Origin of the sequence: Klenkia terrae (assembly GCF_900491935.1) — a bacterium.
Classification (GTDB): domain Bacteria; phylum Actinomycetota; class Actinomycetes; order Mycobacteriales; family Geodermatophilaceae; genus Klenkia; species Klenkia terrae.
The window spans coordinates 1,695,305-1,716,479 of sequence record NZ_UEXK01000004.1 but is presented as its reverse complement, the minus strand read 5'-3'; the positions used below and the strand labels follow the sequence as shown (position 1 = coordinate 1,716,479).

20 protein-coding genes are annotated in these 21,175 nt (G+C 74.0%); 10 read left to right on the top strand and 10 right to left on the bottom strand.

The annotated features are described in order from the left end of the window. Positions 1-30: 30 nt before the first annotated feature. A complete protein-coding gene (locus LFA75_RS08885) occupies positions 31-1,539 on the bottom strand; it encodes an alpha/beta fold hydrolase (RefSeq protein WP_225233282.1) in 1,509 nt (502 codons plus the stop codon). 29 nt (positions 1,540-1,568) lie between these two features. Continuing rightward, positions 1,569-2,039, bottom strand: coding sequence for an Lrp/AsnC family transcriptional regulator (locus LFA75_RS08880; RefSeq protein WP_225233281.1), 471 nt, complete (start codon positions 2,037-2,039; stop codon positions 1,569-1,571). Positions 2,040-2,169: 130 nt separating this feature from the next. On the opposite strand from LFA75_RS08880, the gene pdhA reads away from it, so the two are divergent. The 3 genes from pdhA to LFA75_RS08865 are packed head-to-tail and all read left to right on the top strand — an operon-like array spanning position 2,170 to position 5,803. Then, complete coding sequence (pdhA, locus tag LFA75_RS08875; RefSeq protein WP_225233280.1) at positions 2,170-3,303, top strand: pyruvate dehydrogenase (acetyl-transferring) E1 component subunit alpha; 1,134 nt, start codon at positions 2,170-2,172, stop codon at positions 3,301-3,303. Beyond that, a complete protein-coding gene (locus LFA75_RS08870) occupies positions 3,300-4,274 on the top strand; it encodes an alpha-ketoacid dehydrogenase subunit beta (RefSeq protein ID WP_225233279.1) in 975 nt (324 codons plus the stop codon). Before pdhA ends, LFA75_RS08870 begins: the two co-directional genes overlap by 4 nt. After that, positions 4,274-5,803, top strand: a complete 1,530-nt coding sequence (locus LFA75_RS08865) for a dihydrolipoamide acetyltransferase family protein (protein ID WP_225233278.1) — start codon at positions 4,274-4,276, stop codon at positions 5,801-5,803. The genes LFA75_RS08870 and LFA75_RS08865 overlap by 1 nt, the downstream gene beginning before the upstream one ends. 87 nt (positions 5,804-5,890) lie before the next feature. Here LFA75_RS08865 and LFA75_RS08860 read toward each other — a convergent pair whose 3' ends face one another. From LFA75_RS08860 to LFA75_RS08845, 4 genes are all read right to left on the bottom strand, one after another. Then, a complete protein-coding gene (locus tag LFA75_RS08860; protein WP_225233277.1) occupies positions 5,891-6,151 on the bottom strand; it encodes an HPr family phosphocarrier protein in 261 nt (86 codons plus the stop codon). A gap of 81 nt (positions 6,152-6,232) precedes the next feature. Next, positions 6,233-8,353 carry a PTS fructose transporter subunit IIABC gene (locus LFA75_RS08855; RefSeq protein WP_225233276.1) on the bottom strand — a complete coding sequence of 707 codons (2,121 nt, stop codon included), beginning with the start codon at positions 8,351-8,353 and terminating at the stop codon, positions 6,233-6,235. Positions 8,354-8,381: 28 nt separating this feature from the next. Continuing rightward, the gene (locus tag LFA75_RS08850; protein ID WP_225233275.1) at positions 8,382-9,356 is read right to left on the bottom strand and encodes a 1-phosphofructokinase family hexose kinase; all 975 of its coding nucleotides are present in this window, start codon (positions 9,354-9,356) and stop codon (positions 8,382-8,384) included. Continuing rightward, positions 9,353-10,120, bottom strand: coding sequence for a DeoR/GlpR family DNA-binding transcription regulator (locus LFA75_RS08845; protein WP_225233274.1), 768 nt, complete (start codon positions 10,118-10,120; stop codon positions 9,353-9,355). The genes LFA75_RS08850 and LFA75_RS08845 overlap by 4 nt, the downstream gene beginning before the upstream one ends. Before the next feature lie 259 nt (positions 10,121-10,379). Here LFA75_RS08845 and LFA75_RS08840 point away from each other — a divergent pair, with 259 nt between their 5' ends. Beyond that, on the top strand, positions 10,380-12,089 hold the full coding sequence (locus tag LFA75_RS08840; RefSeq protein ID WP_225233273.1) for a phosphoenolpyruvate--protein phosphotransferase: 1,710 nt from the start codon (positions 10,380-10,382) through the stop codon (positions 12,087-12,089). Between the two features lie 332 nt (positions 12,090-12,421). Beyond that, the gene (locus LFA75_RS08835) at positions 12,422-12,577 is read left to right on the top strand and encodes a hypothetical protein (RefSeq protein ID WP_225233272.1); all 156 of its coding nucleotides are present in this window, start codon (positions 12,422-12,424) and stop codon (positions 12,575-12,577) included. A gap of 118 nt (positions 12,578-12,695) precedes the next feature. Here the strand turns inward: LFA75_RS08835 and LFA75_RS08830 are convergent, their stop codons facing one another. After that, positions 12,696-13,520, bottom strand: a complete 825-nt coding sequence (locus LFA75_RS08830; protein ID WP_225233271.1) for a tyrosine-protein phosphatase — start codon at positions 13,518-13,520, stop codon at positions 12,696-12,698. A gap of 89 nt (positions 13,521-13,609) precedes the next feature. Between LFA75_RS08830 and LFA75_RS08825 the strand changes: the two genes are divergently transcribed. The 5 genes from LFA75_RS08825 to LFA75_RS08805 all read left to right on the top strand — a co-directional run bounded on the left by LFA75_RS08825 (position 13,610) and on the right by LFA75_RS08805 (position 18,679). Next, positions 13,610-14,941, top strand: coding sequence for an MFS transporter (locus LFA75_RS08825; RefSeq protein WP_225233270.1), 1,332 nt, complete (start codon positions 13,610-13,612; stop codon positions 14,939-14,941). A 117-nt stretch (positions 14,942-15,058) separates the two neighbouring features. Beyond that, complete coding sequence (locus LFA75_RS08820) at positions 15,059-15,997, top strand: ABC transporter ATP-binding protein (protein ID WP_225233269.1); 939 nt, start codon at positions 15,059-15,061, stop codon at positions 15,995-15,997. Then, positions 15,994-16,854 (top strand): ABC transporter permease, encoded by an 861-nt coding sequence (locus LFA75_RS08815; protein WP_225233268.1) that lies wholly within the window; start codon positions 15,994-15,996, stop codon positions 16,852-16,854. Before LFA75_RS08820 ends, LFA75_RS08815 begins: the two co-directional genes overlap by 4 nt. Before the next feature lie 41 nt (positions 16,855-16,895). Further along, entirely contained in the window at positions 16,896-18,077 is a 1,182-nt protein-coding gene (locus LFA75_RS08810; RefSeq protein WP_225233267.1) for a sensor histidine kinase, read from the top strand. Next, complete coding sequence (locus LFA75_RS08805; RefSeq protein WP_225233266.1) at positions 18,074-18,679, top strand: response regulator transcription factor; 606 nt, start codon at positions 18,074-18,076, stop codon at positions 18,677-18,679. The genes LFA75_RS08810 and LFA75_RS08805 overlap by 4 nt, the downstream gene beginning before the upstream one ends. Position 18,680: 1 nt before the next feature. Here the strand turns inward: LFA75_RS08805 and LFA75_RS08800 are convergent, their stop codons facing one another. The 3 genes from LFA75_RS08800 to LFA75_RS08790 form a co-directional block, all read right to left on the bottom strand. Then, entirely contained in the window at positions 18,681-18,839 is a 159-nt protein-coding gene (locus LFA75_RS08800) for a hypothetical protein (RefSeq protein ID WP_225233265.1), read from the bottom strand. Positions 18,840-18,958: 119 nt separating this feature from the next. Next, complete coding sequence (locus LFA75_RS08795) at positions 18,959-20,803, bottom strand: acyl-CoA dehydrogenase (RefSeq protein ID WP_225233264.1); 1,845 nt, start codon at positions 20,801-20,803, stop codon at positions 18,959-18,961. Positions 20,804-20,909: 106 nt separating this feature from the next. Then, positions 20,910-21,175 (bottom strand): lipopolysaccharide assembly protein LapA domain-containing protein (locus LFA75_RS08790; protein WP_225233263.1); only part of this gene is annotated, 266 nt, incomplete at its 5' end.

Here is a 21,175-nt window from a genome sequence, read left to right as displayed (position 1 = left end):
ACTACCCGGGCGGGCCGGAGGTGGAAACCGTCACCAGGTGCAGATGGTGACCCGTTGCGCCGGCACCTGGCCGGTGGTGATGAAGGCGTCCACCGGCTCGTCGATGCACGGGTCGCCCCGGCCGTAGATCACGTGCGGGCCGTAGAGCTGCACGATCGCGGCGTCGGCCGGTCCGGCGCCGGGCACCAGGTCGCGGAACACGCTGCGCGCACCGACGAACGGGGTGGCGGGGTCGGTGTCGGCGTTGAGCACCATCACCGGGTAGGGCGGGTCGGTCACGGGTGCCGGGCGGGCGAAGTCGGGGGTGGTGGTCGACCCGGGCCAGAACAGGCAGTCCACGTCGCCGTAGAAGCTGCTCAGCCGCAGCTGGTCGACCCCCGCCGCGGCCCCGGCGTCCAGCCAGTCGTCGAGCACCGCCCGCGGGTCGCCGCCCTCGGGGACGACGTCGTAGTCCTGGCACTCGACGGCGTAGTACAGCGCGTCGGAGAAGTCCGACGTCGGGCCGTAGCCGCCGTTGCCCAGTGCGTCGAGACCGGCGAAGTCCCCGACCAGGGCGTCGTTGAGCGCGTCGGTGAACTCCTGCCGGGCGTACGGGTCACCCATCGACGACCCCGCCGCCGCGCGCAGCGTGTAGTCGTCCACCGGGTCGCCCCCGGGCGGGGTGACCGGGTCGGCGGCCAGCCGGGCGAGCAGGGCGTCGTAGTCGGCGAGGGAGTCCCCGGGTGCGACGGCCGCGCACACGGGGTTCGTGTCGCACCGGGCCAGCGTGGCGACGAGGACGTCGGACTGGCCCTGCGCCTGCTCGACGGCGAACTCGGGCTGGTCGGTGGCCAGGTCCACCACACCGTCCACCAGGAGCCCGGCGACCCGGTCGGGGTGCGCGGCGGCGTAGGTCTGCACGTACTGGGTGCCGTAGCTCTCGCCGTAGAGGGTCAGCTCCGGGGCGTCCAGCCACTGCCGGAAGTCCTCCAGGTCCTCGACGGCCTGGGCGGTGGCGTAGCGGGGTGCGGTGGCCGGGTCGACGCCGGCCTCGGCGAAGCAGTCCTCGCCGAAGCCGGTGCTCGCGTCGGCGAAGGCGTCCCGCTCGGCGGGGGTCGACGAGGTGTCCACGAACCCCGAGTAGGAGTAGTAGGTGTCGTCGCAGCGCAGCTCCTGGGACAGCCCGATCCCGCGCTGGTCGAGGAAGACGACGTCGAAGCCCTGCCGGACGTCGTCGGGGAAGGCCGCGGCGTAGGAGTCGGCCACGTCCAGACCGCTGGACCCCGGCCCGCCGGTGGCGGTGACGTAGACGCCCTTCCGCTCGCCCTCCGCCCGCAGCACGCCGAAGGTGACGTCCCAGTGCTCGCCGGCCGGCTGCGCGTGGTCGACCGGCACGCTGAGGGTCACGCAGGAGAAGTCGGACGCACCGTCGGCCCCGGCGTCCGCGCACGGCTGCTCGGAGACGAACTCCCACCCGTCGGGCGCGGGGGACGCCGTCCCGTCGATCCGGCACCCGGCCAGCAGCAGCACGACCAGCACGAGCACAGGGCGGATCCGCACGGCGCACCCTAACCGGGCTGCACCGCCGGTCAGCGCCCGGCGGCGCGCCTGAGCAGCGGGGTCATCCGGTGGTCGACGAAGCGCCGCAGCGCCAGGTTCGTGTCGGTGCGCTGGACGCCGGGGATGGCCAGCACCTGCTCGCTGATCCGCCACAGGTCGTCGGCGTCGCGGGCCACCACCTGCACGAGCAGGTCCGCCGCCCCGGACAGGCCGATGACCTCGAGCACCTCGGGGATGTCGGCCAACCCGGCGCTGACCTCGGCCAGCGACGTCTGCACCACCGTCACCGTGACGTAGGCGCCCAGCGGGTAGCCCAGGGCCTCGGGCCGCACGCGCCGCTCGAAGGGGTCCAGCACCCCGCCGGACTCGAGCCGGGTCAGCCGGGCCTGCACGGTGTTGCGGGCCAGCCCGAGGGTCTGCGACAGCGCCATCACCGTGGCCCGCGGATCCTCGGACAGGGCGAGCAGCAGCCGGGCGTCGGTGGCATCGATCCCGCTCACGGTGCTCAGTGTGCCACGCCACATCCCGGTCCGACTGATCATCCTGCTCAGATCCGGGCAGCTGCCTTGCGCATCTCGGCCGGGCAGTGATGTGCTGCACACGGAGCTCTGCGACGTGAGGAGAACAGCCGTGACCGCGCTCGGCGAGATGGTCGACCCCGTACCCGGGGCGGGTGCACCGCACCTGCCTGCCCAACCCGACCTGGTGCAGCTGCTGACGCCCGAGGGCGAACGGGTCGAGCACCCGGACTACGCGATCGACGTCACCGACGACGAGCTCCTGTCCCTCTACCGCGACCTCGCACTGGTCCGCCGGTGGGACGTCGAGGCCACCGCGCTGCAGCGCCAGGGCGAGCTCGGCATCTGGGCCTCCCTGCTGGGCCAGGAGGCCGCGCAGATCGGCGCCGGCCGCGCGCTGGGCGCGCAGGACATGGCCTTCCCCACCTACCGCGAGCACGGCGTCGCGTGGGCCCGCGGGGTCGACCCGCTGCACGTCATCAGCCTGTTCCGGGGCAACGACCTCGGTGGCTGGGACCCGCTGGCGACCAAGTTCAACCTGTACACCGTGGTCATCGGCGCGCAGTGCCTGCACGCCACCGGCTACGCCATGGGCATCCAGCGCGACTCGGGGACGGCGGGCGGCGACGGGGCCGCGATCGCCTTCCTCGGCGACGGCGCGACCAGCCAGGGCGAGGTCAACGAGGCCATGATCTGGGCCGCCACCTTCGACGCCCCGGTCGTGTTCTTCTGCCAGAACAACCAGTACGCGATCTCGGTGCCGATCGAGCGCCAGTCCAAGGTGCCGCTGTTCCGCCGCGCCGCCGGCTTCGGGTTCCCCGGCGTCCGGGTCGACGGCAACGACGTCCTCGCCGTCCTGGCCGTCACCCGGGCCGCGCTGGCCCGGGCGCGCGAGGGCTCGGGCCCCACCTTCATCGAGGCGTTCACCTACCGGATGGGCGCGCACACCACCTCCGACGACCCGACCCGCTACCGGCTGGCCGACGAGCTGGAGGAGTGGAAGCTGCGCGACCCGATCGCCCGGCTCAAGGCCCACCTGTCCCGCTCGGGCAAGGCCGACGCCGACTTCTTCGCCTCGGTCGAGGCCGAGGGCGACGAGCTGGCCGTCCGCATCCGCAAGGGCACGCTGGAGATGCCCGACCCGGCCGGCACCGAGATGTTCGACCACGTGTACGCCGAGCAGACCGACGAGATCGCCGCCCAGCGCGCGGAGTTCCTCGCCTACCAGGAGGGCTTCGCCTCGTGACCACGCTGACGTTGGGCAAGGCCCTCAACACCGGCCTGCGCAAGGCCATGGAGGACGACCCGAAGGTCGTGCTCATGGGCGAGGACATCGGCAAGCTCGGCGGGGTCTTCCGGATCACCGACGGGCTGCAGAAGGACTTCGGCGAGGCGCGGGTGGTCGACACCCCGCTGGCCGAGGCCGGCATCCTGGGCACCGCGGTCGGGCTGGCCATGCGCGGCTACCGGCCGGTCGTGGAGATCCAGTTCGACGGGTTCGTCTTCCCCGCCTACAACCAGATCGTCACCCAGGTGGCCAAGATCCACGCCCGCTCGCGCGGCCGGCTGCCCATGCCGATCACCATCCGCATCCCGTTCGGCGGCGGCATCGGCGCGGTCGAGCACCACAGCGAGAGCCCCGAGGCCTACTTCGCGCACACCACCGGGCTCAAGGTCGTCGCGGTGTCCAACCCCTCGGACGCCTACTGGATGCTGCAGCAGGCCATCGCCAGCCCCGACCCGGTGGTGTTCTTCGAGCCCAAGCGCCGGTACTGGGACAAGGCCGAGGTCGACCTGGAGGCCACCCCGCCGCCGCTGTTCAGCTCCCGGGTGGTGCGGGCCGGCGACGACGTCACGCTGCTGGCCTACGGCCCGATGGTGAAGACGGCGCTGCAGGCCGCCGAGGCCGCCGCCGAGGAGGGCCGCTCGCTGGAGGTCATCGACCTGCGCACGCTGTCCCCGCTGGACCTGGGTCCGGTCGAGGAGTCGGTCCGCCGCACCGGCCGCTGCGTCGTCGTCCACGAGGCGCAGACCAACCTGGGCCTGGGCGCCGAGATCGCCGCCCGCGTGACCGAGACCTGCTTCCACTCCCTGGAGGCCCCGGTGCTGCGGGTCGGTGGCTACGACGTCACCTACCCGCCGTCCAAGCTCGAGGAGGAGTACCTGCCCGACCTGGACCGGGTGCTGCACGTCGTCGACCGCTCGATGGAGTTCTGATGCCGGACCTGCGCCAGTTCAAGCTGCCCGACGTCGGCGAGGGCCTGACCGAGGGCGAGATCCTGCAGTGGCTGGTGGCCGTCGGCGACGTCGTCGTGACCAACCAGCCGCTGTGCGAGGTGGAGACGGCGAAGGCCGCCGTCGAGCTGCCCAGCCCGTACGCCGGCACCGTGGTCGAGCTGCTGCACGAGCCGGGGACGACGGTCGACGTCGGCTCGCCGATCATCACCATCGACATCGGCGGGGACGCACCCGCAGCGGCCGCGGACGACGACACCCCCGCCGCCGGGCTGATCGGCGGGCCCGCGCCCGGCGGTCGCACCTCGGTGCTGGTCGGCTACGGCCCCAAGAACACCGAGGCCAAGCGCCGTCCCCGGAACGCCGGCGCCGCGGTGGCCGAGCGGGCGACCGCCCCGCAGGTGCTGCCCGAGGCCGACTACGGCAGCGGCGGCACCGAGCGACCGCCGCTGCTGGCCACGGCACCGGACGCGACGAGCAAGCCGGTGCGGCACGGCGGGCTGGAGATCGGCCGGGCCGCCGAGCAGCACGCCACGGACACCGAGGCCGCGTCGTCGCAGGCGGTCGCGCCCGGACGCCGGGCCCCGCGCCCGCTGGCCAAGCCGCCGGTGCGCAAGTACGCCAAGGACCTCGGGGTCGACCTGACCACGGTCACCGGCAGCGGTGCCGGCGGGGTCATCACCCGCGCCGACGTCGACGCCGCCCGGTCCGGGGCGCAGTCCGGTGCAGCGACCCCCGCCCGGACGCCGGCCGAGCTGGCCGCCGACGCCGGGACCGTCGTCCGGTTCCCCGCGGCCGAGGCCGGCACCGAGGGCCGCGAGCAGCGGATCCCGATCAAGGGCGTCCGCAAGCACACCGCGGCGGCGATGGTGACCAGCGCGTTCACCGCCCCGCACGTCACGGAGTTCCTCACCGTCGACGTCACGCGGATGATGGCGCTGCGCACCCGGCTGGCGTCCCGTCCCGAGCTGGCCGGTCTGCGGGTCAGCCCGCTGCTGTTCGTGGCCAAGGCGCTGCTGCTGGCCGCGCACCGGCACCCGATGGTGAACAGCTCGTGGGACGAGGCGGCGCAGGAGATCGTGGTCAAGGACTACGTGAACCTGGGCATCGCCGCGGCCACCCCGCGCGGGCTGATCGTGCCCAACATCAAGGACGCCGGCCGGCTGTCCCTGGCCGAGCTGGCCGGTGCGCTGGGCGACCTGACCGCCACCGCGCGCGAGGGCAAGACCAGCCCGACGGCGATGTCCGGCGGCACGATCACGATCACCAACGTCGGCGTGTTCGGCGTGGACACCGGGACGCCGATCCTCAACCCCGGCGAGTCGGCGATCCTGGCCTTCGGCGCGATCCGCGAGATGCCCTGGGTGCACAAGGGCAAGATCAAGGTCCGCCAGGTCACCCAGCTGGCGCTGTCGTTCGACCACCGGATCATCGACGGCGAGCTGGGCTCGAGGTTCCTGGCCGACATCGGCGCCGTGCTGCACGACCCGGGCGTGGCGCTCGTCCTGTAGCCACCCCGGGAACGAGCGAGGGAGCCCTTCCCGAACGCCAGCTGCCTGGCCGTTCGGGAAGGGCTCCCTCGCTCGTGCGGTGCGGTGCTACTCCGCGTCGAGGTCGCGCTCGACCATCGCGGCGATCTGGTCGAGGGCGGCCTGGTCGTCGCTGGAGACCTCGACCTCGGCGCCCTTCTTGGCGCCCAGGGTCATGATCATCAGCGGCGAGCCGGCGTCGACCGGGTTGCCGCCGGGCGTGGCGAGGGTGACGGGCACCCCGGCCTTGCCGACGGCCTCGGCGATCAGGGCGGCGGGACGGGCGTGCAGGCCGACGGCGGAACCGACGGTCACGGTCTTGCTGGGCATGGAGGTGCGCTCCTCTTCGTCGAGTGAGGTGCGGGGCGCGGACGGCGGACCGCCCGCGCCCCGGGGTCGGGGTCGATCCTGTCAGCTCGCGGCGACCGCGGCACCCGTGGTCGAGGACGGGGCACCGACCATCGCTGCCTCGGTGGCCTCGGCCGGGGCGGCCTCGGGGGTGCGGCCGACGGACTTGGCCAGCGTGACGGCGACGCCGCCGACGACCGCACCGATGATCACCGCGATGATGAACAGGAAGAAGTTGCTCATCGCGAAGAACACGAAGATGCCGCCGTGGGGGGCGCGCAGCTCGACGCCGGCACCGGCCACGATCGCGCCGGTGGTGGCACCGCCCAGCATCATCGAGGGGATGACCCGCAGCGGGTCGGCCGCGGCGAACGGGATGGCGCCCTCAGAGATGAAGGACAGGCCCAGCAGCCAGGCGGCCTTGCCGTTGTCGCGCTCGGCGGCGGTGTACAGCTTGGGCCGGACGACGGTGGAGATCGCCATGGCCAGCGGGGGCACCATGCCGGCGGCCATGACCGTGGCCATGATGACCAGCTGCTGGCGGCCGCCGTCACCGGCGATCGCCGCGGTGAGGCCGGTGGTGGCGAAGACGTAGGCCGCCTTGTTGACCGGGCCGCCCAGGTCGAAGCACATCATCAGGCCCAGGATGATCCCGAGCAGGATCGCCGAGGCGCCGGTGAGGCCGTTGAGGAAGTTGCCCAGGCCGGTGAGGGCCGCGGCCAGCGGTCGGCCGAGGAAGAGCACCATGATGCCGCTGGAGATCAGGGTGGCCAGCAGCGGGATGATCACGACCGGCTGCAGCCCGCGGACGCCGGCGGGCAGCTTCCACTTGCTGATCCACAGGGCCACGAAGCCGGCGATGATGCCGCCGACGACGCCGCCGAGGAAGCCCGCGCCGACGGTCCCGGAGACCGCACCGACGACGAAGCCGGGCACGATGCCGGGCCGGTCGGCGATGGCGTAGGCGATGTAGCCGGCCAGGGCCGGGACCAGGAAGCCGAAGGCGGCCTGGCCCAGGACGGTGAACAGCGCGCCCAGGTAGCCGAGCAGGCCGTCGTTGAGGCCGGAGCCGACGTCGCCGGCGACCGGCAGGTTGAAGAAGCTGTTGTTCAGCGCCCAGTTCAGCGCGTAGCTCTGGCCGCCGGCCGAGTCCGGGTCGGTGAGCACGATCTGGTAGCCGCCGAAGAGGAAGCCCAGCGCGATGAGCAGACCACCGGCCGCGACGAACGGGATCATGTAGCTGACGCCGGTGAGCAGCCAGCGGCGGATCTCCGCACCGGTGCTGGGCTTGCCGCCCGAGGAGGACGGGGAGTCCGCGACGCCGGTGCCGGGGACGCGGCGGGCGTTCGGGTCCTGGGCCGCGGCGAGGGCCTCGCGGATCATGACCTCGGGCTCCTGGATGGCCCGCTTGGTGCCCGACTGGATGACCGGCTTGCCGGCGAACCGCTCCCGGTCCTTGACGCCCACGTCGACGGCGAAGATGACCGCGGCGGCCTTGCTGACCACCGAGGGGTCGATCGGGGTGGAGCCCGAGGAGCCCTGGGTCTCCACGTGCAGGTCGACGCCCATCTCGCGGGCGGCGGCGGCCAGCTTGTCGGCGGCCATGTAGGTGTGCGCGATGCCGGTCGGGCAGGCGCTGACCGCGATCAGCGTCGGGCCGGCGGCGGCCGGTGCCGCGGCGGCGGGGGCGGCCGCGGCCGGGGGGGCGACGGTGGCGGGTGCGGCGGTCGGCGCGGGGGCGACGACGTCCTGCACCAGGGCGACGACCTCGTCGGCCGAGCCGGCGGCGCGCAGCGAGGCGACGAACTCCGGCCGGACCAGCGCGCGGGCCAGCGCGGACAGCAGCGTCAGGTGGTCGGCGTCGCCGGCGGCCGGGGCGGCGATCAGGAAGACCAGGTCGGCCGGGCCGTCCGGGGCGCCGAAGTCGGCGCCGGGGGTCAGCCGGGCGAAGGCCAGCGAGGCCTCGGTGACGGCGGCGGAGCGGCAGTGCGGGATCGCGATGCCGCCGGGCAGGCCGGTCGCGACCTTGGCCTCCCGGTCCATCGCGTCGGAGTACAGGCCGTCGGCGGAGGTGGCCCGGCCGCTGGCGGCCACCAGCTCGGACAGCTGGCGGATGACCGCTGTCTTGTCGGCGCCCGGGCTGACGTCGAGCGCCACCAGGTCGGAGGTGATGAGTGCGGACACGGGAGGTCTCCTGGGTTCGGGGGGTGTGTCAGTGGGAGAGGGACGGTGCAGAACCGGCGAAGCCGGGGGTGACCTGTACTGCTGCACCGTCCACCTGGGTCGGGGTGGGGACGGCGGATCCGGGGAGCGACGCCGAGGCCGCTCCGTAGGCGACCGCGCTGCGCAGCCGGTCGGCGGGGGAGGCGCCGGCGAGGTCGGCCAGCAGGTAACCGGCCAGGCTGCAGTCGCCGGCGCCGACCGTGCTGCGCACGGTGATCGCCGGCGGGCGGGCGGAGAAGAGCTCGCCGCCCGCGGTGGACAGCAGGGCGCCGTCGGCACCGAGGGTGAGCAGCACCTCGCGGACCCCGCGCTCGTGCAGGACGGCGACGGCGGCCAGCGCGGCCTGCGGGTCGGCGACGACCTCGGCCTCGCTCACCCCGGCCAGCTGGGCGAGCTCCTCGGTGTTGGGCTTGAGCAGGTCCGGCGCGGCGTCCGGGCCGGCGGCGAGCAGCGCCAGCAGCGGGGCCTCGGAGGTGTCCACGGCGATCCGGGCACCGGTGCGGCGGACGGCGCGGACCAGGTCGGCGTACCAGTCGACCGGGGTGCCCGGCGGCAGCGAGCCGCACAGCGCGACCCAGCGGGCGCCGACGGCGTGCTCGGCGACCGCGGCGGCCAGCGCGGCCCGGGCGGCCTCGTCCAGGACGGCGCCGGGCTCGTTGAGCTTGGTGGTCGTGCCGTCGGGCTCGGTGAGCGTGTAGTTGGTGCGCACCGGCGTCCCGATGCCGACGGTGGCCAGCCGCAGGCCGAGGGCCTGCAGCGCGCGGACGATGGGGTCGTCGTCGGCGGCGGGCAGCACCGACACGACGTCGGCGCCGGCGGCGGCCACCGCACGGGAGACGTTGACGCCCTTGCCGCCGGGCTCGGTGCTGCTGGCGCCCAGGCGGGCGACGCTGCCGCGCTCCAGCGGACCGGGCAGCGCCAGCGTCCGGTCCAGGCTGGGGTTCGCCGTCAGGGTGACGATCATGCGGTGAGGACCTCGATCCCGTGCGATTCGATCTCGGTGACGACGTCCGGGTCGGCCTCGTCGTCGGTGATGAGGACATCGACGTCGTCGATGCGGGCGAAGCGGACCAGGTGCTCGCGGCCGAGCTTCGAGCTGTCGGCGAGCACGACCACCCGCTGGGCGGCGCGGACCATGGCGCGCTTGGAGGCGGCCTCGGTCTCGTCGGGGGTGGTGAAGCCGTGCGCACCGGTGACCCCGTTGGCGCCCAGGAAGACCACGTCGGCCTTCAGGTCGGCCAGGGCGGCGACGGTGGACTCACCGACGGCGGTCTGGGTGATGCCGCGGACCCGCCCGCCCAGCACGTGCAGGTCGATCCCGGGGGCGACCGACAGCCGGTGCGAGATCGGCACCGAGTTGGTGACCGCGAGCAGCCGGCGGCCGGCGGGCAGCACCTCGGCCAGCGCGGCGGTGGTGCTGCCGCCGTCCAGGATCAGGCTGCCGTCGTTCTGCGGCACGAGGTCCACCGCGGCCAGGGCGATCCGCCGCTTCTGCTCGGTGCGGGTGCTGCGCCGCTCGCCGAGGGCGGGCTCCAGGACGGTCAGCGCGTTCGTGGGGACGGCGCCGCCGTGCACCCGGCGCAGCATCCCCGAGCGCTCGAGCAGGGCGAGGTCGCGGCGGACGGTCTCGGTGGTCACGCCGAACCGCTCGGCGACCGCGGTGACGGCGACCCGCCCGCGCTGCGCGACGAGTCCGGCGATGGCCTGCTGGCGTTCCTCGGCGTACACGGTCACCTCCGTCCCAGCGTTGCGTCGGTCACGTCCGCCTGCCCGTTTGTGTGGGTTCGGATGTGTGTTGGTGTTGTTTTACGTCCGTTACGTTGACAAGTCAAGGGCGAGTCGTGACTCTGGTCACCGGGCAGTCCGGTCAGCGTCCACCCCTCGGTCGCCGACCCGCCAGCCCGTCGTCACCACCGTTCCACCCGCGTCGCCGTCGCCGCGTCCGTCCCGCCGTCTCCCCCCGCGCAGTCCCAGAGAGAGGTCCTCGATGTCGACCACCCACCCCGACGTCACCAGCACCGAGGCCGGCGGGCCGACGGTGCTCACCGGTACCCCGGTGGTCCCCGGTGTGGCCCTCGGGCCGGTCATCCGCCCGCACGGCGCGGTGCAGCTGCCCACCGAGGACGACGCCCCGGTCGCCGAGGCGGACCGGGCCGGCGAGCGGGCGCGGTTCTCCGCGGCGGCCGAGCTGGTGGCCGGTCGGCTGACCGCGCGGGCCGCGGCGGCCAGCGGGGTCAGCGCGGCGGTGCTGCAGACGACGGCCGGGCTGGCCAAGGACCGCGGCCTGCTGTCCACGGTCGAGCAGCGGATCGACGCCGGCGCCTCGGCGGCCGTGGCCACGGTGGGCGCCGCCCAGCAGTTCGCCGAGCTGTTCACCAGCCTCGGCGGGCTGATGGCCGAGCGGGTCACCGACGTCAACGACGTCCGGGACCGGATCGTGGCCGAGCTGACCGGGCAGAGCGAGCCGGGCGTGACCATGCCCGACACCCCGTCGGTGCTGCTGGCCGACGACCTGGCCCCGGCCGACACCGCCGGCCTGGACCCCGCCCGGGTGGTCGCGCTGGCCACCCGGCTCGGCGGCTCGACCAGCCACACCGCGATCATCGCCCGCCAGCTGGGCCTGCCCTGCGTGGTGGCCGTCGGCGGCCTGGCCGACGTCCCCGAGGGTGCGGTCGTGCTGGTCGACGGCGAGCAGGGCACGGTCACCGTCGACCCCGACCCGGCTGACGCGCAGACCCGCGTGGAGGCCGCGAAGACCGCGGCCGCCGCGCTGGCCGGCTACGAGGGCCCGGCGACCACCGCCGACGGGCACGCCGTCCAGGTGCTGGCCAACGTGCAGGACGGCGCCGGGGCGCGGGCCGCCGCGGCGGCGCACGCCGAGGGCGTCGGGCTGCTGCGCACCGAGCTGGCCTTCCTGGGCCACAGCGAGGAGCCCTCGGTCGAGGAGCAGGCCACCGGCTACGCCGCGGTGTTCGAGGCCTTCGCCGGCCGCAAGGTCGTCGTCCGCACCCTGGACGCCGGCTCCGACAAGCCGCTGGCCTTCGCCACCCCGGCCGACGAGGCCAACCCGGCGCTCGGCGTGCGCGGGCTGCGCACCACCCGGTTGAACCCCGGCATCCTCACCCGCCAGCTCGACGCGGTGAAGCAGGCGGCGGAGGCCACCGGTGCCGCGCCGTGGGTGATGGCGCCGATGGTGTCCACCGTCGCCGAGGCTGCCGACTTCGCCGCGCTGGTGCGCGAGCGGGGCATGGTGCCCGGCGTGATGGTCGAGGTGCCCTCGGTGGCGCTGCTGGCCGACCGGTTCCTGGAGCACCTGGACTTCCTGTCCATCGGCACCAACGACCTGTCGCAGTACACGCTGGCCGCCGACCGGCTGTCGGGTGACCTGGCCGACCTGACCGACCCGTGGCAGCCGGCGCTGCTGCGCATGGTGCAGCTGACCGCCGAGGCCGGGCAGCGGACCGGCAAGCCGGTCGGGGTCTGCGGCGAGGCCGCCGCCGACCCGCTGCTGGCCTGCGTGCTGGTCGGGCTGGGCATCACCTCGCTGTCGTGCGCGGCCTCCTCGGTCGCCGGCGTGGGCGCGAAGCTCGGCACCGTCACGCTGGCCACCTGCCAGCGGGCCGCCGAGGTCGCGCTGTCCGCCGCCGACCCGCAGGCCGCCCGCGCCGCCGTCCGCGAGGTCGTCGACGCCGCCTGACGCAGCACCCGCCCGCTCGTCGGGCAAAGGAACCTCTGCACCCCCTCTCCGCGACGAAGGGGGGTGCAGAGGTTCCTTTGCCGTTCCCGGGAGGTGGTGAGGCGACGCGCCCGAGGGTCCGGGTGGGCCTGGACACAGCGCCGGACGGCGGGGGTGGCGCAGGCCACCGCTGGGGTGTGTCCTGCGGCACGATTCTTAGGTTCCTGCTGCTTTCGGGTGAACATCCGTAGATCAAACGCCGACGTGACCTGTGTTCCGTTGGAATAGAAGCGGCTCCGCCTGCTTTAATGCAGGTGTAACAACCACCCAGCAGCACGGAAGAAGGAACCACCATGAGCAGCGTGACCAGCACCTGGCGTCAGCGTCGTCAGGCGTCGCGGACCCGTCGGGCCCTGGACGCCGCCCTCGCCCGCAGCAGCAGCCCCGCGATGCGCGACGACCTGCTGACCCTGGCCAACAGCACCCAGTTCTCCAGCTTCACCCGATAAGGACCCCCTCGTCCCCCACGACGCGCTCCGCACGCCGCGGGGCCCTACGAGGGGGCCGACAGCTCACGACCCCGACTCCCACCAGGGAGTGCGGGGTCGTCCGCTGTCCGGGGTCGGGTCAGTCCTCGGTGAGCTTGCGGCGCAGGACGGCCTGCTCGTCCGGGCCGAAGCCGTGCGCGTCCAGCCAGCCCAGCGGGCCGCCGTGCCGCTCGTCGAGCAGGTCGAGCACCCGCCGCATGGTCTCCGCCCGCGGGGTGTGGCTGGCGACGTCCCGGCGGGTCATGTCCTCGGCGTAGGTCGGCCGCGCGGCCAGCTTGGCCACCACGCCCTCGATCCGCTCCGCGGTCTGCGCGTAGTCGGCGACCACGGCCTCCCGCTGCACCCCGGCCACGCTCAGCGCCAGGGCGCACACCACGCCGGTGCGGTCCTTGCCCGCCGCGCAGTGCACGACCGAGGCGCCGGGGGCGGCGGTGACCGCGCGCAGGGCGCCGACCACGTTGTCCGCACCGTCGGAGAGGTAGCCCAGGTAGGCCTTCACCGACGGCGGCTCGTCCTCGTCGCCGGGCCCCGCCGTGCGGGGGAGCAGCGTCTCCACCCAGTCGGCGGGCAGGTCGACGTCGCCGGCCGCGTCGTCGTCGGCGAACACGTCGGTGTACTCGCCGACCTCGGGGATCAGCGAGAAGTGCCGGTGGTCGACCCCGGCCACGGCGCGCAGCGGACCGCGGCCCTCCATGCGCACCTCTGCGCTGGTGCGCAGGTCGACCACGTCGGTCAGCCCGAACCGGTCGGTGAGCAGCTCGACGTCGGTCGGGGTGAGCTCCTGCAGGTCGTCGCTGCGCAGCACCCGCCCGGGGACCGTCGTCCCGCCGCCGGCCAGCGGCAGGCCGCCGAGGTCGCGGGTGTTGGCGGTGCCGGTCAGGTCGATCCAGCGGTCGTCGGCCATGCCCCGAACCTAGTCAGCCGCCGCGCCGCCGGACTCCTAGGGTGGGTCCCGGCCACGACGAGGTGGCCGCGGTCGCAGGGGGTGGGTCGGTGACGACGCAGGACACGGACGCCGGGATGCAGGCCCGGGTGGTGCGCAAGGTCGCCGTCCGGCTGATCCCCTTCCTGGGGCTCGCCTACTTCCTCAACTACGTCGACCGCACGAACATCGGGTTCGCCAAGCTCACGATGAGCGCGGACCTCGGGCTGACCGAGACGATGTTCGGGCTGGCCAGCGGGCTGTTCTTCATCGGCTACCTGCTCTTCGAGGTGCCCAGCAACATCGCGCTGCACCGGTTCGGCGCCCGCCGCTGGATCGCCCGCATCCTGGTGACGTGGGGGCTGATCGCCGCCGCGATGGCCTTCGTGCAGAACGCCCCGATGCTCTACGCGTTCCGCGTCCTGCTGGGCATCGCCGAGGCCGGGTTCTTCCCCGGGATCATGCTGTACCTGACGTTCTGGGTCCCGCGCTCGGTGCGGGTGCGGCTGACCGGGCTGTTCATGATCGCGCTGCCGGCCTCCAGCGCCCTGGGTGCGCCGGTCGCGGGGGCGATCCTGCAGTACTGGGACGGCCTCTTCGGCCTGGCCGGCTGGCGGATCATGTTCCTGGTCCTCGGCCTGCCCGCCGTCGTGCTGGGCGTCGCGGCGTGGTTCTACCTGACCGACCGGCCGAAGGACGCCGACTGGCTGGCCGCCGACGAGCGGCGGTGGCTCGACGACACCATGGCCGCCGAGCAGCAGGCGACGCAGGCGTCGGGCAAGCACCGGGTCCGGGACTCGCTGCGGGACCCCCGGGTGTGGGCGCTGGGCCTGGTCTACTTCGGCGTCACCTACGGCCTCTACGCGCTGAGCTTCTTCCTGCCGACCATCGTCGCCGGGTTCGCCGAGTCCTTCGACACCGAGTTCTCGATCCTGGAGAACGGGCTGATCGTCGCCGTCCCGTTCGCCGTCGGCGCGGTGGCGATGGTGTTCTGGTCCCGGCACTCGGACCGCACCGGTGAGCGGGTCTGGCACGTCGCGCTGCCCGCCCTGCTGGGCGCGGTGAGCATCCCGGTCGCGCTGTACATGGAGTCCCCGCTGGCCACGATGGCGGTGATCACCGTGACCGCGGTCGGCGTCTTCTGCGCGCTGCCGGTCTTCTGGTACCTGCCCTCGACCTTCCTGGCCGGCGCCGGCGCGGCCGCCGGGATCGCACTGGTGAACACGCTGGGCAACAGCTCGGGCTTCGGGGCGCCCTACATCACCGGCTTCCTGCTCGACGCCACCGGCAACTCCCGGGCCGGGCTCTGGGTGGTCGGCGTGATGATGCTGGTCGCCGGCCTGACGGTGCTCGCGCTGCGCGGTCGCCTCCGCGCCGCGGACACCGACCGCGTCCGGGCATGAGGTTCGTCATGGGTCGACCGTGCAGGAGCCGCCGCAGGTCGTGAGGGACGGCACCTGCCCGGGGGCGGGACGGCGGGCAACGTCAGGGGTGACCGATCGAGCCCCTGGAGGACGACGATGCAGACCACCGCCGCAGCACCCTCGACCGCGGTCCCCGCGATCGAGGTCACCGACCTGCGCCGCAGCTACGGCGACTTCGAGGCCGTCCGCGGCATCCCCTTCGAGGTCCGGCCCGGGGAGGTGTTCGCCCTGCTCGGCGTCAACGGCGCCGGCAAGACCTCCGCGCTGGAGGTGCTGGAGGGCCTGGCGGCGCCCGGCGGCGGCAGCGTCCGGATCCACGGCGCCGACCCGGTGCGCGACCGCACCGCCGTCCGCTCCCGGATGGGCATGCTGCTGCAGAGCTCGGGGCTGCCCGGCGACCTCACCGTCGCCGAGACCGTGCGCAGCTGGGCCGGCACGCTGTCCGCCCCGCGGGACGCCGACGAGGCCATCGCCCAGGTCGGGCTGACCGGCCGGGCCGACGTCCGGGTGCGCAGCCTGTCCGGCGGCGAGCGCCGTCGCCTGGACCTCGCGCTGGCCGTGCTGGGCCGCCCCGACGTGGTCGTCCTCGACGAGCCGACCACCGGGTTGGACCCGGAGAGCCGCCGGCAGGTGTGGCGGCTGGTCCAGGACATGGTGGACGGCGGGGCCGCCGTGGTGCTGACCACCCACCACCTGGAGGAGGCCGAGGAGCTGGCCGACCGGGTCGCCATCCTCAAGGCCGGCCGGATCGTGCTCTCGGGCACCCAGGAGGAGATCGCCGAGACCCAGCCGGCCGTCGTCCGCTTCACCCTCGACGCGGGCACCCCGCAGCCACCGGTGCCGACCGCCGTCCAGGTCGTGTCCACCGGTCCCCGGTACGAGTGGCACACCCGGGCGCTGCAGCCGGTGCTGGCCGAGCTGCTGGCCTGGGCCGCCGAGCACGGCGTGGTGCTGCGGTACCTGCAGGCCACCGCCGCGTCGCTGGAGCAGGCGTTCCTGGCCGTCGCCGAGGGCCGGGTCGGGGAGGCCGCGTGAGCGCCGCACCGACCACCCGCCCCACCACCCAGGAGAGGACCGACATGACCACGACCACCGCCACCCGACCCACCGGACCGTCCCGCCCGGCCCGGCTGCGCGCCGCCGCCGGCGCCGAGGCCCGCCTGCTCGTCCGCAACCGCACCGCCGTCTTCAACTCCGTGCTCATGCCGCTGCTGCTGGTCGCGGCGGTGCCCGCGCTGGGGATCGGCGGCGGAGAGGTCGGCCTCGGCCCCACGCTGCTGACCGCCGCCGTGGTGATCAGCCTGGTCTACCTGACCTACTACAACCTGGTCACCACCTACGTGGCCCGCCGGGAGGACCTGGTGCTGCAGCGGATGCGCACCGGGGAGCTCTCCGACGGCGAGGTGCTCGCCGCGACCGCCGTCCCCACCCTGCTGGTCACCGTCGGCCAGCTGGTCGTGGTCACCGCCGGCGTCGTCGCGCTGGGCGAGTGGTCGGCCCCGGTGCAGCCGCTGCTGGTGGTCGTCGGCGTCCTGGCCGGGCTCGTGCTGATGGTCCTGTTGGCGATCGCGAGCACCGGCTTCACCCGCACCGCGGAGTCCGCGCAGATCACCACGCTGCCGATCGTCCTGGTCTCCAGCGCCTTGTCGGGCATGTTCTTCCCGCTGTCGACCCTGCCCGAGTGGCTGTCGGGCATCGCCCGGTTCCTCCCGGTGACCCCGGTCGTGGACCTGCTGCACCTGGGCTTCTCCGGCACCACCTGGGAGGGCGAGCCGATCGGCGACGTGTCCGTCTGGACCTGGGCGGTCTTCCCGGCAGGCGTCCTCGTGGCCTGGATCGTGGTGGCCGCGGTGCTGGCCCGCCGCGGGTTCCGCTGGGCGCCGCGCCGGTGACCGTGCGCGCCACCCCGGCCCGGCACGGCAGCATGGCTGCCGTGCCGGGCCTGACGCGTTGGTGGAGCAGCCGGTCGGACACCGACCGGATCGAGATCTACACCCGCTGGTCGTTCCACGTCACGCTGGTCGGGCTGCCCTTCGTGCTGCTGCTGGCCACGGTGTCGGCCTACCGGGGCCGGGGTGTCGTCTGGGACCTCGCCCTCGCCGTGGCCGCCCTGGTCACCACCGGGGCGTGCATCGTGGTGGCCGAGACCGGGTTCCGGCGGGCCGTCGTCCCGCGTCCGGCACTGGTGGTCGCGCTGGTGGCCGGGGCGACCACGGTCGGGCTCGGCCTGCAGGTCACCGCCGCCCGGGACGCCGACGGGGTGCCGTCGCCGGCGGGGCCGTGGTTCGTCGGGCTGGTCGCCGCGGGTGTGCTGGTCGCGCTGTCGGTCACCGTGCCCTACCGGCCCCTGGTCGGCGGGTCGCTCGTCGCCGGCGTGCTGTCGGCCGCGGTCGGGGCGGCGCGCGGCGTCCCGCTCCTGGGGGCCGTGATCGTGGGGCTGTCGATCGTCGTGGCGCTCGTCGGGTTCGTCGGGGCGTTCCGGTTCAGCGTCTGGCTGCTGGACGTCGTCCGGGAGCAGGAGCGGGCGCGCGGGGTGCAGGCCCAGCTGGCCGTCGCCGAGGAGCGGCTGCGGTTCGCCCGCGACCTGCACGACGTGATGGGCCGCAACCTGTCGGCGATCGCGGTGAAGTCCCAGCTCGCCGAGCAGCTGGTGCGCCGCGGCCGGCCCGAGGCCGCCGACGAGGTGGCCGCGATCGGCGCGCTGGCCGGGTCGTCGCTGGCCGAGGTCCGCGAGGTGGTGCGCGGCTACCGGGCGGTCGACCTGGGCTCCGAGCTCGCCGGTGCGCGCTCGGTGCTGCGCGCGGCCGGCATCGACTGCGTGGTGCAGGGCGAGGACGCCGACCTGACCGAGCAGGCGCAAGTGGTGCTGGGCTGGGTCGTGCGCGAGGCGGTGACCAACGTGCTGCGGCACGGGTCCGGCGGGTCGTGCACCATCGCGGTCGTGGAGTCGGGCCCGGACGTGTCGTTGACCGTGACCAACACCGCCACCGGCGACGTCGGGGCATGGGGCTCGGGGCTCACGGGCCTGTCCGAGCGGCTGGCCGCCGCCGGCGGGCGCCTCTCGGCGCAGCGGGTCGGCGCCGACTTCGTGCTGGTCGCGGAGGTGCCGGCGTGATCCGCCTGCTGCTGGCCGACGACGAGAACCTCATCCGGACGGCGCTGGCCGCCCTGCTCGGGCTGGAGGACGACCTCGAGGTGGTGGCCCAGGCGGCCTCGGGCGCGGAGGCGCTGGCGATGGCCCGGGCGCACCGGCCCGACGTCGCGGTGCTGGACCTGCAGATGCCCGACCGGGACGGCATCTCGGTGGCCGGTGACCTCGCCGAGGCACTGCCAGGCTGCGGGGTGGTCATCGTGACCGGGCACGGGCGGGCCGGGCACCTGAAGCGGGCGCTGTCGGCCGGCGTGCGCGGGTTCCTGCCCAAGACGGTGAACGCCGCGGTGCTCGCCCAGGTGGTGCGCACCGTGCACACCGGCGGGCGCTACGTGGACCCCGAGCTGGCCGCCGAGGCGATCAGCGCCGGGGACTCACCGCTCACCCCTCGCGAGGCCGACGTGCTCGAGCTCGCCGCCGGCGGGGCGACGGTCGAGGAGATCGCGGCCAAGGTGCACCTATCGGTGGGCACGGTGCGCAACCACCTGTCGTCGGCGGCCGGCAAGCTCGGCGCCGCCAACCGGCACGCCGCCGTGGACGCCGCCCGCCGCCACGGCTGGATCTGACTCAGGAGTTGTCGGGCTGGGCCTCGGAGTCGTCGTCCTGGGCGGCGTCGTCGGTGGTCAGCGTGGTGTCGTCGCTGCCGGGGACGGTGTCGCCGGGGCGGCCGTCGACCAGGTTGTCGTCGGAGGGGGCATCGGCCGGGTTGGTGATCGGGTCGCTCATGCCCCGCTCCCTGCCCCGCGCGGCCGCGGCTCACCCATCGCCGCGCGAGCGAGGGGTGAGCACGGCGTGGTTCCTGGGCATCCTGCGGCCGGGATGAGCAGGAACCACGCCGAGCTGGGTCAGAAGGCGGCTTCGTCGACGTCCATCAGGGAGTTGTCGGTGCGGTCCACGATGGCCCGCTCCGCCGTCAGCTTGGGGAGCACCTGGGAGCAGAAGAAGCGGGTGGCCGCGACCTTGCCCTCGTAGAAGTGCCGGTCCCGCTCGGAGACCTCCCCGGCCAGCGCGGCCAGCGCCACCTCGGACTGCCGGACCAGCAGCCACGCGGTGACCAGGTCGCCGGCGGCCAGCAGGAAGCGGGAGGTGTTCTGGCCGACCAGGTAGGCGTTGCGCATGTCCTGCGCGGCCTGGCCGAGGTGGCCGAACATCGTGGTCAGCATGCCCTGGACGTCGTCCAGCGCGGTCGCCAGCAGCGCCCGCTCCTCCTTGAGCCGCCCGTTGCCGGCCTCGGCGTCCAGGGTCTGCTGGATCTGCGACGCCAGCCAGCCGATCGCCACTCCGCCGTCCTTGACGATCTTGCGGAAGAAGAAGTCCTGGCCCTGGATCGCCGTGGTGCCCTCGTAGAGGGTGTCGATCTTGGCGTCGCGCACGTACTGCTCGACGGGGTAGTCCTGCAGGAAGCCCGATCCGCCCAGGGTCTGCAGCGACTCGGCCGACAGCAGCGCCGACGCCCGCTCCGAGCCGTAGCCCTTCACGATCGGCAGCAGCAGGTCGTTGAGCTTCTCGGCGAGCTTCGCCTCGTCGCTGTCCGCGGTGCCGGCCGCCTCGGCCTCCATCACCTGGTCGCGGAAGGTGGCGGTGTAGAGGTACAGCGCCCGCATGCCCTCGGCGTGCGCCTTCTGCAGCATCAGCGAGCGGCGGACGTCGGGGTGGTGGGTGATCGTGACCCGCGGGGCATCCTTGCTGGTCGCGGTCATGTCCGCGCCCTGCACCCGGGACTTCGCGTAGTCCAGCGCCACCTGGTAGCCGGCCGACAGCGTGGCGATCGCCTTCGTGCCGACGAACATCCGGGCGTACTCGATGATCTGGAACATCTGCGCGATGCCGTCGTGCACCTCGCCGACCAGCGTCCCGACCGCGGGCACCGGGCCGTCGCCGAAGGTGAGCTCGCAGGTGGTGGAGACCTTGAGGCCCATCTTCTTCTCCACGCCCGTCACGTAGGCGCCGTTGCGCTCGCCCAGCTCGCCGGTCTCCACGTCCACGTGGAACTTGGGGACGACGAACAGCGACAGCCCCTTGGTGCCCGGGCCGTGGCCCTCGGGCCGGGCCAGCACCAGGTGCACGATGTTCTCGGCCATGTCGTGCTCGGCGGAGCTGATGAACCGCTTCACGCCGTGGATGTGCCAGGTGCCGTCGTCCTGGCGCACCGCGCGGCTGCGGCCGGCGCCGACGTCGGAGCCGGCGTCGGGCTCGGTGAGCACCATCGTGGCGCCCCAGTGCCGCTCGATCATCAGCTCGGCGAGCTTCTGCTGCTCCGGGGTGCCCAACCCGTGCAGCACGGAGGCGAAGCTCGGGCCCGACCCGTACATGAAGACGGCGGGGTTGGCGCCCAGGATCATCTCGTAGGCGGCCCAGCGCATGCTCGGGGGAGCACCGAACCCGCCGAGCTCCTCGGGCAGGTCGAGGCGGAACCACTCGCCGTCGTCGATCGCCTTGATCGACTTCTTGAACGACTCGGGCATGGTCACCGTGTGGGTGGCCGGGTCGAACACCGGCGGGTGGCGGTCGGCGTCCACGAAGCTCTCGGCCAGCGGGCCCTCGGCCAGTCGGCGGACCTCGTCGAGCACCCCGCGGGCGGTCGCGGCGTCCATCTGGGCGAACGGCCCGGTGCCGAAGCGGTCCTTGGTGGACTGGAACTCGAAGAGGTTGAACTCGAGGTCCCGCAAGTTGGCGGTGTAGTGGCCCATCTGGCTGCTCCCGGCGCGTCGGGCTCCCGCCGGGCCGTTCGTCCCCGGGGGTAACAAACCCTATTCCCCGCCGGTAACAAGTGTCGAGCCGGCTCGCCCCGAGGGGTCAGCGGTCGCGGCGGCGGGCGCGGATCGAGAGCAGCGCGACGATCAGGGCGCCCAGGACGGCGGCGGCCAGCAGGGCGATGACCAGCGGCAGGTCCACGACGCCGAACACCAGCGAGACGCGCACGGTCTGGGTGTTGAAGACGACGAAGAGCACCAGGACGACGGTGAGGGTGACCAGCAGGACCCCGGCCAGCGTCCGGCCCAGGCTGCTGCCCCCGCGGCGCTTGGGGGCGGGCGCGGTGGCCGGCGGCGGGGGCAGCAGCC

Excerpts from the sequence above, each read along its gene's own strand:
- LFA75_RS08820 (WP_225233269.1), top strand. The coding sequence starts at position 15,059 with ATGCAGACCACCGCCGCAGCACCCTCGACCGCGGTCCCCGCGATCGAG.
- LFA75_RS08860 (WP_225233277.1), bottom strand. The coding sequence starts at position 6,151 with ATGCCCAGCAAGACCGTGACCGTCGGTTCCGCCGTCGGCCTGCACGCC.
- LFA75_RS08830 (WP_225233271.1), bottom strand. The coding sequence starts at position 13,520 with ATGGCCGACGACCGCTGGATCGACCTGACCGGCACCGCCAACACCCGC.
- LFA75_RS08865 (WP_225233278.1), top strand. The coding sequence starts at position 4,274 with ATGCCGGACCTGCGCCAGTTCAAGCTGCCCGACGTCGGCGAGGGCCTG.
- LFA75_RS08840 (WP_225233273.1), top strand. The coding sequence starts at position 10,380 with ATGTCGACCACCCACCCCGACGTCACCAGCACCGAGGCCGGCGGGCCG.
- LFA75_RS08800 (WP_225233265.1), bottom strand. The coding sequence starts at position 18,839 with ATGAGCGACCCGATCACCAACCCGGCCGATGCCCCCTCCGACGACAAC.
- LFA75_RS08835 (WP_225233272.1), top strand. The coding sequence starts at position 12,422 with ATGAGCAGCGTGACCAGCACCTGGCGTCAGCGTCGTCAGGCGTCGCGG.
- LFA75_RS08795 (WP_225233264.1), bottom strand. The coding sequence starts at position 20,803 with ATGGGCCACTACACCGCCAACTTGCGGGACCTCGAGTTCAACCTCTTC.
- LFA75_RS08850 (WP_225233275.1), bottom strand. The coding sequence starts at position 9,356 with ATGATCGTCACCCTGACGGCGAACCCCAGCCTGGACCGGACGCTGGCG.